Source organism: Actinomadura darangshiensis (genome assembly GCF_004349235.1).
Taxonomy (GTDB): Bacteria; Actinomycetota; Actinomycetes; order Streptosporangiales; family Streptosporangiaceae; genus Spirillospora; species Spirillospora darangshiensis.
In genome coordinates, this window is sequence record NZ_SMKY01000248.1 from 1 (window position 1) to 13207 (window position 13207).

A 13207-nucleotide genomic window follows, 5' to 3' on the forward strand; every position below is an offset into this window, starting at 1 on the left:
CCCCGCGGCGGAAGGCCCGTCCGGCCCCGGCCCGGCCGTCCCGATCCGGCCCGGCCGCCAGGTTCATCGCGATGGACCCCACAAGATCAGCATTTGCGATCCGGGGTCCATCGTGATTGAGTTGTTACCACGGTGGCGACAGAGCCGTGGGATCGGTCCCGATGGGGCCGTGCCCCGCGGGACCACCGGCCACAGGCGTGGCTTGTACCGACTGCGTCGAATCCGCAGCGTCGTCCGCACGGGACGTTTCCGACCCGCAGGCGCCCTTCCTTCCAGCATGCGCATGCCAACAGACGCATGCCCGCCCGCGCTCCCGCATGCCCCGGACGACGGCCGAGTCCGTACTCCCACGTCGAACGAGGTCGCATGCACTCCCTGCCCAGGGCCCGCCGTGTCCGGCCGGCCCTCACCCGCCTGCTCCGCACCGCCGTCCCGTCCTCCCGCCGGTTGCGCCGGGCGATCGTGATGATCATCACACCGGTCGTGCTCCTGGCCGCCGCCACCGTCGTCGCCTACGTCCGGACGCCGCTGCCGACGCGGCCGCAGGACGGCGTCACCGACGAGGGCTCCGCCGTCTACTACGCCGACGGCCGGACGCCGCTGTTCCGCCTCGGCGCCAACCGGGAGGCCGTCCGGCACGACCAGATCCCGGGCCGGCTGCGCTGGGCGGTGCTCGCCGCCGAGGACCGCGGCTTCTACGGCGGCCACGGCGTCTCCCCCGTCGGGACGATCCGCGCCGTGTGGGACAACGCCTCCGGCGGCGGCACCGGGGGCGGCTCCACCATCACCCAGCAGCTCGCCCGCAACTACTACAAGGGCCTCAGCCGCGACCGGACGGCGCGACGCAAGATCAAGGAGATCTTCATCGCGCTGAAGCTCGACCGGCACCGCGCCAAGGACGAGATCCTCGACCTGTACCTCAACACGATCTACTTCGGCCGGCAGACGTCCGGGGTGCAGGCGGCGGCCCGCGCCTACTTCGACAAGGACGTCTGGGAGCTGGACGTGGCCGAGTGCGCCATGCTCGCCGCGATGATCCAGCGGCCGACGTACTTCAAGACGCAGGGCGGCGACGCCGCGGCCCGCGCGCTGCGGTCCCGCTGGAAGTACGTCCTGGACGGGATGGTGTCGATGGGCAGGCTGGGCCGCGCCGAGGCGGACCGGCAGCGCTTCCCCCGGACGCAGAGCGAGTGGACCGGCGTCGGGCTATCCGGCCAGGACCTCCTCGTCCGACACCGGATCGAGGAGGAGCTCGCGAGCGCCGGCATCCCGGCCGGCAGCGTCGTCAACGGCGGCCTGAAGATCTACACCGGGCTGGACCAGCGCTGGATGCGGCATGCCGAGCAGGCGATGCGCGAGGCGCAGGAGCCGCGGTGGCCCGGGTCCGTGCGCGGCGGCCTGGTCGCCGTGGACTCCCGCACCGGCGCGGTCAAGGCGTTCTACGGCGGCGACCCGAAGCGCAGCCAGGTCGACGCGGTGTTCGCCCCGGTCGCGCAGGCGGGCTCCACCTTCAAGCCCTACGTCCTGGCCGCCGCGCTGCGCAAGGGCCTCAGCGTCCGGACGAGGGTGAGCGGCGCGTCACCGCAGAAGTTCGCGCCGAACGGCGAGGTCACGCCGATGACCGCGCCCGGCTACAAGGTCAAGAACGACGAGGAGATCGGCTCGCTCGGCACGATCGACCTGGTCAAGGCGACGGCCCTGTCCGTCAACACGGGGTACGTGAAGACCGCCCTGAAGGTCGGGATCGGGAACGTCCTGGAGACCGCGCGGCTGTTCGGCGTGCCGGAGGCCGCGCTCGCGCCGTACAAGGGGCAGGCGGGGGTCGCGCTCGGCATCCCGGACGTCTCGGCGGTCACGCAGGCCGCCGGATACGCGGCGTTCGCGAACGGCGGCACGGCGGTCGTCCCGCATCTGGTCACCAAGGTCGTCGACGCGCACGGCCGGCGGGTCCCGCTGCCGTGGGACGGTCCGGGCCGCCGGGTGCTGGACGGGGAGCAGGCGGCCCAGGCGACGTACGCGCTCCGGGCGACCGTCACGTCCGGGACGGGCACCCGCGCGGCGCTGCCGGACCGCGAGGCGGCGGGCAAGACCGGCACGACCGAGCACAACCGCGCCGCCTGGTTCGTCGGGTTCGTCCCACAGGTCTCGGCGGCCGTCGTGATCGGCAACGCCAAGAGCGGCCCGCTCCGGAACCTGCCCGGCCACCCGGGAACGGTCGCCGGGGAGACCCTGCCGGCCGAGATCTGGCACTCGTTCATGGACAAAATCGCCCGGGACCTGCCGGTCGCGGCGTTCCCCGAGCCCGTGTTCGCGGGCGCCGCCGCGAACTGGGCCGACCAGGACCCGGCCGAGCAGCCCGACCCGGCCGGGCAGCCCGACCCGTCCAAGCAGGGCCCCGGCCCGGCCGGGCTGGATCCCGCCAAGGAGAAGGAGCTCGCCAAGCGGAAGCAGGCCGCGACGCCGCCCTCGGACACCCCCGCGCCGTCGAGGACCCGCGACCCCGGCGCGGGAGGCACGGCGCGCACGCCGCCGCCGGTCTCCGGCTGAAACGCCGGAGATCGAGTCGACAGCGGCGCGGGGAGCGGCTACGGTCGCGGCGTCCGATGCGACCGAGATACCGAGACCATGTCGGGGGGCCTGGTCAGGTGCGTGCTTCACGTTCACTCGCGCTCGCGGTGGCGGTGTCCGCGCTGGTCGCGGGAGCGGCCGGCTGCGGTGGCGGCGGCGAGAGCGGCAAGGGCGGGCGGACGCCGTCGTCCGCCGGCTCCGGCACGCCCGGGTCCCCGGGCGGCCGCACGACGGCGCCGGACGCGTGGATTCCCGGGCGGGTCGCCAAGATGAGCGTCGCCGAGAAGGTCGGGCAGCTGTTCGTCCCGAGGTTCTCCAGCCGCGCCGACGGGCTCGCGAAGATCAAGAAGTACCACGTGGGCGGGCTGATCTACTTCCCCGGCAACTTCAGCACCCCGGCGAAGACGGCCGCGCAGTCGAACGCGCTGCAGAAGGCGGCCGACATCCCGCTGCTGCTCGGCGTGGACGAGGAGCAGGGCATCGTGTCCCGGACGCCGTTCATCACCGCGTTCCCCGGCAACATGGCGCTCGGCGCGACCCGCGACCCGGCGGACGCCCGCGCCGCCGCGCAGGTGACCGGCGCCGAGCTGCGCGCCGTCGGCCTCAACCTCGACTACGCGCCGGACGCCGACGTGAACGTGAACCCGGCCAACCCGGTGATCGGGCTGCGCTCGTTCGGGTCCGACCCGGCGCTCGCGTCCACGATGGTGAAGGGCGCGGTCGGCGGCTACCAGGCCGCCGGGGTCGCCGCCACCGCCAAGCACTTCCCCGGGCACGGCGACACCGCGACCGACAGCCACACCGGGCTGCCGGTGATCAAGCACTCGCCGCAGAAGTGGGCGAAGCTGGACGCGCCCCCGTTCGAGGCGGCGATCGCGGCGGGCGTGGACATCGTCATGACCGCGCACATCGTCGTCCCGGAGCTCGACCGGTCGGGCGATCCGTCCACGCTGTCGAAGACCGTGCTGACCGGGCTGCTGCGCGGCAAGCTCGGCTACCAGGGCGTGATCTCGACGGACTCGCTGGAGATGGCGGGGGTCCGGGAGAAGTACGGCGACGCGGCCGCCCCGGTCCGGGCGGTCGGCGCGGGCGCCGACCAGCTGCTGATGCCGCCGGACCTGCCGCGCGCGTACCGGGCCGTGCTGGCGGCCGTCCGGTCCGGGAAGATCACCGAGAAGCGGCTGGACGAGTCGGTCACCCGGATCCTCAAGCTCAAGCAGCGGCGCGGCCTGTTCCAGGACGCCTCCGCCGACCCGGCCAAGGCGAAGGCGGCGATCGGCACGGCCGCGCACAAGGCCGTCGCGCGGCGGGTCGCCGAGCACGCGGTCACCCTCGTCCGCAACAAGGACGGCCTGCTGCCGCTGAAGGGCAAGAAGGTCGCCGTCTCCGGCCCGGACAGCGGCCGCTTGCAGGCCGCCCTGCGCCGCCAGGGGGTCGCGACGGCGTCGCCCGGCTCGGCGGACGTCACGGTGCTGACCACCGACAACGCCGGGCAGGCGACCGCGTCCCGGATCCGGGCCCTCGGCGGGAAACCGGTGGTCGTCGCCGCGCTCGGCCGCCCCTACGACCTCGACGCGGCCGATGGCGCCGCGGCGGCGCTGGCCGCCTACTCCTCCAGCGGGGTGTCGGTCGACGCGCTGGCGAAGGTGCTGAGCGGCGCGGCGAAGCCGGTGGGCAAGCTCCCGGTCCCGGCGGGCGGCAAACCGGTCGGATACGGCATGACCTACCGGTAGGGACGGCGTCCGATGGACGCGCGGCCCCTTCTGCTGGGAGGATCGGGCCGCCTTCGGCCCCCAGGAGGTCCCCGTGCGCGTCCGCCTGCCCCTCGCCGCCCTGATGCTGCTCCCGTTACTGGGCGCGTGCGGTGGCAAGGGCGAGGTGACGATGCCGCCGCTCACCCCGGAACCCGGTGACTCGCAGCTCGCCGACACCTCCACCACGCTGAACCCGAAGGAGACGCTTCCGGCGCGGGCCGCGCTCTACAAGTACCTGCGCGGGATCGGCGCCGGGAACGCCAAAGCCTGCGCCTACCTGGCGCCCGAGTACGAGCAGCGCGTGTTCGGCGCCCCCGGGCGATGCCGCGAGAAGCTCGGCCCGGCCCGCGCGAAGCTCCGCCCGCAGGACGTCGCGGCATTGCGCGGCGTGACCGTCCCGACGTGCGAGGAGGGGCCGGACGAGGGGAACTACGTCGTCCGGTTCGCGGACCTGAAGTGGAAGGGTGAGCCCGCCCGCCCGGGCGGTCTCCTCGCCGCGAGCTTCACCCTCCGCAAGACCGGCGACTACTGGCAGATCGTCGGCTGACCCTCCGTCACAGCCCCAGCTCGGCGAGACCCGGCAGGTGGGCCCGGGCGGCCTCCCTGGCCTGGTCCGCGGTGCGGGCGGCACGGGCCGCCGCGGCGGCCTCGCGGCACTCGTCGAGCGTGTGCCGGACGAGCGCGGCCCGCACCAGCGGCAGCGACGGCGCGCTCATCGACAGCGACGTCACCCCGAGACCCACGAGCACGCACGCGAGCGCCGGATCGCCGGCCGCCTCGCCGCACACGCCGCACGAGACCCCGGCGCCGGCCGCGGGGGCGACCAGGTCGAGGACGGCGGGCTGCCACGGGTCCTGCAGATGCGCGAGGCCGCCGATCTGCCGGTCCGCCGCGCACGCGTACTGGGTGAGGTCGTTGGTGCCGATGCTGAAGAACTCCACCTCGGGCGCCAGGTCGCGGGCGCGCAGCGCGGCCGCCGGCACCTCGATCATGACGCCGGGGTGCGCGATGCCCGCGTCCCGGCACGCGGCGGTGAAGTAGGCGGCCTCCGCCGCGTCGGTCACCATCGGCGCCATGACCTGCAGCTTGGCGGTCAGCCCGGCGGCGGCGCGGGCGAGCGCGGCGAGCTGGGCGGACAGGACGTCCGGATGCCGGCGCATCATCCGCAGGCCGCGCTCGCCGAGCGCCGGGTTCGGCTCCTCGCCGGGGGCGGGCAGGAACGCGAGGGGCTTGTCGGCGCCGGCGTCGAGCGTCCGGACGACGACGCGGCCGTCCGGGAACGCCTCCAGCACCTGCCGGTACGCCTCCTCCTGCTCCTCATCGGACGGGGGCGTCGCACGGTCGAGGAACAGGAACTCCGTCCGGTATAGGCCGACGCCCTCGGCGCCGTTCGCGAGCGCCGCCTCGACGTCCTTCGGGCCGCCGACGTTCGCCAGCAGCGGCACCGCGTGCCCGTCCCGGGTGGCTCCCGGGCCGGTGGACTCCTCCAGCGCCGACGCGCGGACGGCGGCGGCGGCACGCGCCGCCGCCACCTCCTCGCCGGACGGGTCGGGACGCACCGTGCCGGCCGCGCCGTCCACGAGCACCCGGGTGCCGTCGGAGAGCGAGGTGGCGCCGGGGAGCGCGACGACGGCGGGGACGCCCATCGTCCGGGCCAGGATCGCGGTGTGGCTGGTCGGGCCGCCCTCCTGCGTCACGAACGCGACGACCTGCGCCGGGTCGAGGACGGCCGTGTCCGCCGGGGCGAGGTCGCGGGCGACGAGGACGAACGGCTCCGCCGACTCCGGGACGCCCGGCATCGGCAGCCCGAGCAGCCGCGCGATCGCGCGGTCCCGGATGTCGTCCAGGTCGGTGACGCGGGCGGCCATGTACTCGCCGGCCCCCGCGAGCATCTCCCGGTACACCCCGAACGCCTCGAACACCGCCCGCGCCGCCGCGACGCCATCGTCGATCTTGGCGCGGACGCCGTCGGCGAGGCCGGGGTCGCGGGCCATCAGCGCCTGCGCGTTCAGCACGTCCCGCCCGTCGGTGTTGCCGGCCTCGGCGGCGCGCCCGCCGCGCTCCTCCAGGTCGGCGGCGACGGCCTCCAGCGCGGCCAGCGCCGTGTCCCGCTCGGCGGCGGGGTCGCCGCCGTGCCGCGACCCGGCGTCCGGCTCCGGGACGGCCCCGGCGATGCCGCGCACCGGCCCGAACCCGACGCCGGGGCTGACACCCGCGCCCTGCATCACCTCGCCCATCTCAGGCTCCTTCGGGCTCCGGCATGGACAGCAGTTCCTCCAGGCTGTCGAGCAGCTCGCCGGCGCCCTCGCCGTCCGCGGTCAGCACGACCTCCTCCCCGTGCCGGGCGTCCAGCCCCAGCACGGCGAGGATGCTCTTGGCGTTCACCGGGTCGCCGCCGCGCTTGGCCACGGTGACGTCCATCCCGGCCTTGGCCGCGGTCTGGACGAACAGCGCGGCCGGCCGCGCGTGCAGCCCCACCCTGGACTCGATCTTGACGTTCCGCTCGGTCACCGCACACTCCTATAGCTCAGTCACCGGCCGGCGCACCCGCAGCGCGGGGCCCGGCACGACGTCCACTTCCTTGAAATCGGCCACCACGTGGTCGGCCTCCGCCAGCGCGCCCGCCGGCTGCGTGGTGATGACGCCCACGCACGTCATGCCCGCGGCCTTGACCGCCGAGACGCCCGCCGGGGCGTCCTCGAACCCGACCGCCTCCTCCGGCGGGACGTCCAGGTCGCGGGCGGCGGCCAGGTACCCCTCCGGATGCGGCTTGCCGGTGACGACGTCCCCGGCGGTCACCACGATGTCCAGCAGGCCGCGGATGCCCAGCTCGGCCAGCAGCCCCTCGGCGTACGGGCGCTGCCCGGACGTCACCACCGCGAGCGGCACGCCCGCGTCCGCCAGCGACCGGACGAGTTCGACGGCGCCGGGCACCGGCGCGACGGCCGGCATCCCCGGCATCGACTCGTAGGAGATCGCCTGCGCGAACAGGTCCTCGACCGCGCGGCCGGGGAACAGGTGGGCGAGATCCGCCAGCACCTCGACGCCGCGGCGCCCCGCGAACGAGGCGATCAGCGCCTCGTCGTGGGAGACGCCGTGCGCGTCGAACAGCCGCGACCACATCACGCGGTTGCGCGGCTCGGTGTCGATGAGGGTGCCGTCCAGGTCGAACACCGCCGCCCCGAGGCCGATCACCGCCATGCGCTCAACTCCATGCGAACAGCTCGGTCCCCTTCGTCACCTCGCCCGACTCCAGCACGTCCGACAGGGCGTCGGCGCCCGCGTCCAGCGCGACGACCGCGCAGATCGGGGAGCGGCCGCCGGCCTCGATCACCGCGGGGTCCCAGCCGACGACCGGCTGCCCGGCCGTCACCTCGTCGCCCTCGGCGGCGAGGAGCTCGAAGCCCTGGCCCTTCAGCTTGACGGTGTCGATGCCGAGGTGGACGAGGACGCCGTGGCCCTCGCCGTCCACCACGACGTAGGCGTGCGGATGCAGCTTGACGATCTTCCCGGTGACGGGCGCGATGGCGTTGCCGGGGCCGCGCTCGGGGTCGACGGCCGTGCCGGGGCCGACCATGGCCTGGGCGAACACCGGGTCCGGGACGCCGGCGAGGCCGACCACCCGGCCGGCGACCGGTGACAGTACTCGGGTCATTGGAGGGATCCCTCTGGGTCAGTCGAGGATGTCCTCGATGTCGCTGGCGATGGTGTCGGCCTCCGGGCCCACGACGACCTGGACGACGGTGCCGCTGCGCATGACGCCGAACGCGCCCGCCTTCTTCAGTGCCGCCTCGTCGACCTTGCCGGAGTCGGAGACCTCGGTGCGGAGCCGGGTCGCGCACGGCTCGATCTCGACGATGTTGGCGGCGCCGCCCAGCGCGGCGATGATGGCCTCGGCCTTGTCCATGCTCTTGCCTTCTCTCAGTCGGTCTGGGTGACCTTGTTCAGGCCGCGGGGCACGTCGGGGTCGACGCCGAGCCTGCGGGCCAGGTTCTCGACCATGATCTGGCCGGGGACGATGAGGCCGAGCGGCGCCACCCACTCGGGCAGCCCGGGGCCGGGCAGCGCGGCGGAGCACGCCGCCGCCAGGTCCGCGCCGCCGCCGACGCCGAACGCCTGGGCGCCCGCGTCCCCGACCCGCCGGGCGAGCGCGACGGTGCCGGGCAGCGTCGGGCCGGAGTCGGCCGCGACCAGCAGCGCGGGGGTCTGCGCGTCCACGACGGCGATCGGGCCGTGCAGCAGGTCGGCGTACGACAGGCCCATGGCGTGCAGGTAGCACGCCTCCTTGATCTTCAGCGCCAGCTCCAGCGCGGTGCCGAACGCGATGCCGCGGCCGGACACCACGGCGCCCGGCACCTTGGCGAGGGCCTCGACGATCTCGGGCAGCGCGGGCGACGTCTCGGTCACCGCGACCAGCCGGGCGACTTCGTCGGGAACGCGGCGCAGATCATCGGCGGGGACGTCCGCGCCGAGGCCGAGGCCGAGCACCGACAGCGCGGCGAGCTGCGTCGTGTAGGTCTTGGTGGCCGGGACGGCGATCTCGTCGCCCGCCCGGGTGACCAGCGCGACCTCGGCGGCCTCGGCCAGCGGGGACCCGGCGCCGTTGGTGACGGCGACCGTGCGGGCGCCGCAGTCCTTCGCCCAGTCGAGGGTCTCGACGATCTCCTCGGTCTTGCCGGACTGGCTGATCGCCACGGCCAGCACGCCGTCCAGGTCCAGCCTGCGCCGGTAGGTGGTCGCGATGGACGGCGCGGCGAGCGTGGCCAGCCGGCCGGCGTGCGCCTCCACCAGGTAGCGCCCGTACACCGCCGCGTTGTCGGACGAGCCGCGCGCGATGAACAGCACCTGCCGGGTCTCGCGCGCGAGCGCCGCGACGTCGGCGGTGCGCGGCAGCAGCGCGTCGATCGTCCGGCGCAGCGCGTCCGGCTGCGCACCGATCTCGGCGCGCATCACACTGGTCATGATCCCCCTCCGAAGAGTTTCTGCCCGTTGACCCACGTCGCAAGCGCCCGGTGGCCGGGCCCCAGCCAGACCAGGTCGGCGGCGGCGCCGGGGGTGATCCGGCCGAGGTCGGGCCGCCCGATCAGGTCGGCCGGGACCCGGGTCGCGGCGTCCACCGCGGCGGCCGTGTCGATGCCGAGGCCGATGGCGTTGCCGACCGCCTCGTCCAGCCGGAGGCCGGAGCCGGCGATGGTGCCGTCGGCGCGCAGCGGCGGGCCCTGCTCGGGCATGGTGATGGGCTCGCCGCCGAGCTCGTAGGTGCCGGGCGGCATCCCGGCGGACGCGGCCGCGTCGGTGACGAGCACGACGCGTCCCGCCGCGGCCCGGAACACCAGCTCCGCCACCTCGGGCGCGACGTGGTGCAGGTCGAGGATGAGGCCGGGGCTCAGCCGGTCGTCGATGAGCGCCTGCACGGCCACGCCGGGGTCGCGGTGGTGGACGCCGGTCTGCGCGTTGAAGATGTGGGTGACCATGCGGGCGCCGGCGTCGGCCGCCGCCTTGGTCTGCGCCGCGGTGGCGTCGCTGTGCCCGACGCTGACCAGGACGCCCGCCTCGGTGAGGGTGCGGACCGCGTCCAGCGCGCCGTCCCGTTCGGGTGCCAGCGTGACGAGCTTGACGAGGCCCGTCTCCAGCAGGGTCTTGATCGCGCCGGGCGCCGGGTCGGTGAGGTACTCGGCGTTATGGGCGCCTTTGCGCTTCTCGGACAGGAACGGGCCCTCAAGGTGGACGCCGAGGACGCGCGTCCCGTCCGGAAGGCCGGGCAGGAGGTCGCGGGCCCGCTGGAGCGCCGCGGCCTGCGTCCCGACCGGCGCGGTGATGAAGGTGGGGAGGAACGCGGTGACGCCGGTCTCGGGGAGGCGGGAGACGACGGTGCGCCAGCCGGCCTCGTCGGCGTCCACCATGTCGTGGCCGAAGAACCCGTTCACCTGAAGGTCGACGAGCCCGGGTGCGAGGAGGCCGTCGGGGAGGTCGGCGTCGGGGGTTGCGTTCGGACGGCCCTCGCCGGCCTCGGCGATCACACCGTCCACCACGCGCACGTATCCCGGGGAGACGACGCGGGTAGGACTGCCCGCGGGGGTAATGATCATGCGGCGGGCCGTGATCAGCGGTGATGCCATGGGGGCGCACTCTCCGTGACGCAACGATCGCGAGGTGGTTCCTCCGGATTACTACTGGTCTAGTCCGGACTAGACCAGTACGCACCATACTCCACGAATCGGAGGGAGATGACAATGGGCCGGCGGGGCGGTGATCTGACCTGCGGATTTGTCGATCTTGGTGTCGTCCGCACGTGACCGTGTCGTTATAAATTCGTGCATTGACATGCGTTTCGGAGCTGTGGTCTAGTCCGGCCTAGACCAGTACGAACCAAATCGAATACCGTCGAAGCACTGTCTAGCCCACACAACCGTCGAAACCCGGCGAATCCCATCGATCCGGCCCCCGGCCATCGAGGAACCCCCGTGACGACCATCGACCCGCACAGCCCGGTACCGAAGTACTTCCAGCTCCGCGCCATCCTGCTCGACCTCATCGAGAGCGCGGAGCTGCCCGTCGACGCCCCGATACCGTCGGAGCGCGAGCTGTGCGTCCAGTACCGGCTGTCCCGCATGACCGTCCGGCAGGGCGTCGACCAGCTGGTGTCCGAGGGGCGGCTGTACCGCGTCCCCGGCAAGGGCACCTTCGTCGCCCGGCCCAAGATCGAGATGCCGCTGCGGCTCGTCTCGTTCACCGAGGACATGCTGGCCCGCGGGCTGCGGCCCGGCGCGATCGACCTGGAGCGGCGCACCGCCCCGGCCGACGCGCGGCTCGCCCGGGTCTTCGGCGTCGAGCCGGGCACCGAGATCCACGTCATCGAGCGGCTGCGCACCGCCGACGGCGATCCCATGGCACTCGAACGCGCGCATATCCTGGCCTCGCTCGCCCCCGACCTGCTCGACCGCAGGCTGGCCGACCGCTCCCTGTACGGCGTCCTCGAAGCGGTGTACGGGCTGGTCTTCGACGCCGGCGACCAGACGATCGACGCCAGCCTGGCCGACGCGGCCGACTCCAGGCACCTGCAGATCGCCCGGGGCAGCGCGGTACTGCTCCTGCAACGCCGCTCCTACACCGGAGGCGTGTGCGCCGAACTGGGCGTGTCGACGTACCGGGCGGACCGCTACCAGATCCACACGGCCCTCGGAAATCCCCCGCCGCACTCCTGAAATCCCTGTTGAGGAGGAACCTCGCGATGACCGCCACAACCGTGGACTCCGCGCCGCGCCGAGGGTCGAGCGCCCTCGCGGTGCTGCAGCGGATCGGCCGCAGCCTGATGCTGCCGATCGCCGTGCTGCCCGCCGCCGCCCTGCTGCTCCGCTTCGGGCAGCCCGACATGCTGGGCGCGGACGGCCTCGGCTGGATCCGGGTCGCCGAGGTCGTCGGCGGCGCCGGGCAGGCCCTGTTCGACCATCTCCCGCTGCTGTTCGCCGTCGGCGTCGCGATCGGGTTCGCCAAGAAGTCCGACGGCTCCACCGCGCTCGCCGCCGTGGTCGGCTACCTGGTCTTCGACCAGGTCTCCAAGATCATGTTCTCGCACACCGACGAACTCAAGGGCAACGTCCTGATCACCAAGATGGTGGACGGCGCGCCCAAGGAGGTCATCGACTTCGGGGCCAAGAACCCCACCGACGTGCTCGGCGGCATCCTCATCGGCGTCGTCGCCGCGCTGCTCTACCAGCGCTTCTACCGGGTGAAGCTGCCCACCTACCTGGCCTTCTTCGGCGGCCGCCGGTTCGTCCCGATCGTCACCGCGCTCGCCGCCCTGGTCCTCGGCGTCCTCATCGGCTTCATCTGGCCGGTGTTCGGCAGCTGGCTCACCGACTTCGGCAACTGGATCACCGGCGCGGGCGCGGCCGGCGCCGGCATCTACGGCATCGTCAACCGCCTGCTGCTGCCCTTCGGCCTGCACCACATCCCGAACTCGCTCATCTGGTTCGTGTTCGGCTCCTACAACGGCCCGGACGGCGCCGTGCACGGCGAGATCAACCGCTACCTGGCCGGCGACCCGCACGCGGGCGGCTTCCTCGCCGGGTTCTTCCCCGTCCTCATGTTCGGCCTGCCCGGCGCGGCCCTCGCCATCTGGCGCGCGGCTCCCCCGCACCGCCGTCCCGCGGTCGGCGGCATCATGATCTCCGCCGCGCTCACCGCGTTCGTCACCGGCGTCACCGAGCCGATCGAGTTCGCGTTCATGTTCGTCGCGCCCGTCCTGTACGCGGTGCACGTCGTCCTCACCGGCATCTCGATGGCGGTGCTGAACGCGGCCGGGGCCCAGCTCGGCTTCGGCTTCTCCGCGGGCGGGATCGACATGCTGCTGAACGCATCGAAGGACAACACCAAGGGGCTCTGGCTCATCCTCGGCATGGGCGTCCTGTACTTCTTCCTGTACTACGGCATCTTCAAATTCCTGATCACGAAGTTCAACTTCGCGACGCCGGGCCGCGAACCCGACGACGAGGAGTCGACGGCCACCGACACGGCCGTCGAGGACGGCGGCGGCAAGAAGAAGGACCGCAAGGCCGAACCGCAGGACACCCCGGCCACCGGCTGACCCTTCCCGGGGCGCCCCGATCCCCTACTCGGCGGCGCCCCAGCCTCGGGCCCGGCCAGCCCCCGGCCCAGGACCTCCCAAGGCGGCGGGACGCGTGACGCGTCCCGCCGTCTCTTTCGTGCCGCAAGCCTCGCCCGCTGCGTTGACTTACGGCGTGTTGTCGTTATGAGCGGCGGCGGTGTCAAGCGGTTGTTGCAACGAGGAACTCGTTGAGTGCCTGGGCTGGGGTTTTCCAGCCCAGGGTGTGGCGGGGGCGTTGGTTGAGTTGGCGGGCGACCTCGTCGAGGTCTGCTTGGGT

General features: G+C 73.6%; 12 protein-coding genes and 1 pseudogene. 5 read left to right on the top strand and 8 right to left on the bottom strand.

Annotated elements, in window-relative coordinates; genetic code table 11:
* Nucleotides 1-366 precede the first annotated feature (366 nt).
* The 3 genes from E1293_RS35635 (at nt 367) to E1293_RS35645 (ending at nt 4869) form a co-directional block, all read left to right on the top strand.
* The gene (locus E1293_RS35635) at nt 367-2547 is read left to right on the top strand and encodes a transglycosylase domain-containing protein (RefSeq protein ID WP_165978544.1); all 2181 of its coding nucleotides are present in this window, start codon (nt 367-369) and stop codon (nt 2545-2547) included.
* Between the two features lie 98 nt (nt 2548-2645).
* Nucleotides 2646-4301 carry a glycoside hydrolase family 3 protein gene (locus E1293_RS35640; protein ID WP_132202610.1) on the top strand — a complete coding sequence of 552 codons (1656 nt, stop codon included), beginning with the start codon at nt 2646-2648 and terminating at the stop codon, nt 4299-4301.
* 73 nt (nt 4302-4374) lie between these two features.
* Nucleotides 4375-4869 (top strand): hypothetical protein, encoded by a 495-nt coding sequence (locus tag E1293_RS35645; RefSeq protein WP_132202612.1) that lies wholly within the window; start codon nt 4375-4377, stop codon nt 4867-4869.
* 7 nt (nt 4870-4876) lie between these two features.
* Here the strand turns inward: E1293_RS35645 and ptsP are convergent, their stop codons facing one another.
* The 7 genes from ptsP to nagA are packed head-to-tail and all read right to left on the bottom strand — an operon-like array spanning nt 4877 to nt 10441.
* Entirely contained in the window at nt 4877-6559 is a 1683-nt protein-coding gene (ptsP, locus tag E1293_RS35650) for a phosphoenolpyruvate--protein phosphotransferase (RefSeq protein WP_132202614.1), read from the bottom strand.
* 1 nt (nt 6560) lies between these two features.
* Nucleotides 6561-6833 (bottom strand): HPr family phosphocarrier protein, encoded by a 273-nt coding sequence (locus E1293_RS35655; protein ID WP_132202616.1) that lies wholly within the window; start codon nt 6831-6833, stop codon nt 6561-6563.
* A 9-nt stretch (nt 6834-6842) separates the two neighbouring features.
* On the bottom strand, nt 6843-7523 hold the full coding sequence (locus E1293_RS35660) for an HAD family hydrolase (RefSeq protein WP_132202618.1): 681 nt from the start codon (nt 7521-7523) through the stop codon (nt 6843-6845).
* 4 nt (nt 7524-7527) lie between these two features.
* On the bottom strand, nt 7528-7977 hold the full coding sequence (locus E1293_RS35665) for a PTS sugar transporter subunit IIA (RefSeq protein WP_132202620.1): 450 nt from the start codon (nt 7975-7977) through the stop codon (nt 7528-7530).
* Nucleotides 7978-7995: 18 nt separating this feature from the next.
* Nucleotides 7996-8229 (bottom strand): PTS sugar transporter subunit IIB, encoded by a 234-nt coding sequence (locus E1293_RS35670; RefSeq protein ID WP_132202631.1) that lies wholly within the window; start codon nt 8227-8229, stop codon nt 7996-7998.
* A 14-nt stretch (nt 8230-8243) separates the two neighbouring features.
* Nucleotides 8244-9284 carry an SIS domain-containing protein gene (locus E1293_RS35675; protein ID WP_132202633.1) on the bottom strand — a complete coding sequence of 347 codons (1041 nt, stop codon included), beginning with the start codon at nt 9282-9284 and terminating at the stop codon, nt 8244-8246.
* Nucleotides 9281-10441, bottom strand: coding sequence for an N-acetylglucosamine-6-phosphate deacetylase (nagA, locus tag E1293_RS35680; RefSeq protein ID WP_132202635.1), 1161 nt, complete (start codon nt 10439-10441; stop codon nt 9281-9283). Before nagA ends, E1293_RS35675 begins: the two co-directional genes overlap by 4 nt.
* Nucleotides 10442-10786: 345 nt before the next feature.
* Here nagA and E1293_RS35685 point away from each other — a divergent pair, with 345 nt between their 5' ends.
* Nucleotides 10787-11527, top strand: coding sequence for a GntR family transcriptional regulator (locus tag E1293_RS35685; RefSeq protein ID WP_132202637.1), 741 nt, complete (start codon nt 10787-10789; stop codon nt 11525-11527).
* A gap of 26 nt (nt 11528-11553) precedes the next feature.
* Entirely contained in the window at nt 11554-12909 is a 1356-nt protein-coding gene (locus tag E1293_RS35690; protein ID WP_132202639.1) for a PTS transporter subunit EIIC, read from the top strand.
* A gap of 181 nt (nt 12910-13090) precedes the next feature.
* On the opposite strand, the pseudogene E1293_RS50840 reads toward E1293_RS35690, so the two are convergent.
* Nucleotides 13091-13207: pseudogene (locus E1293_RS50840) on the bottom strand (IS30 family transposase); the annotation flags it as partial.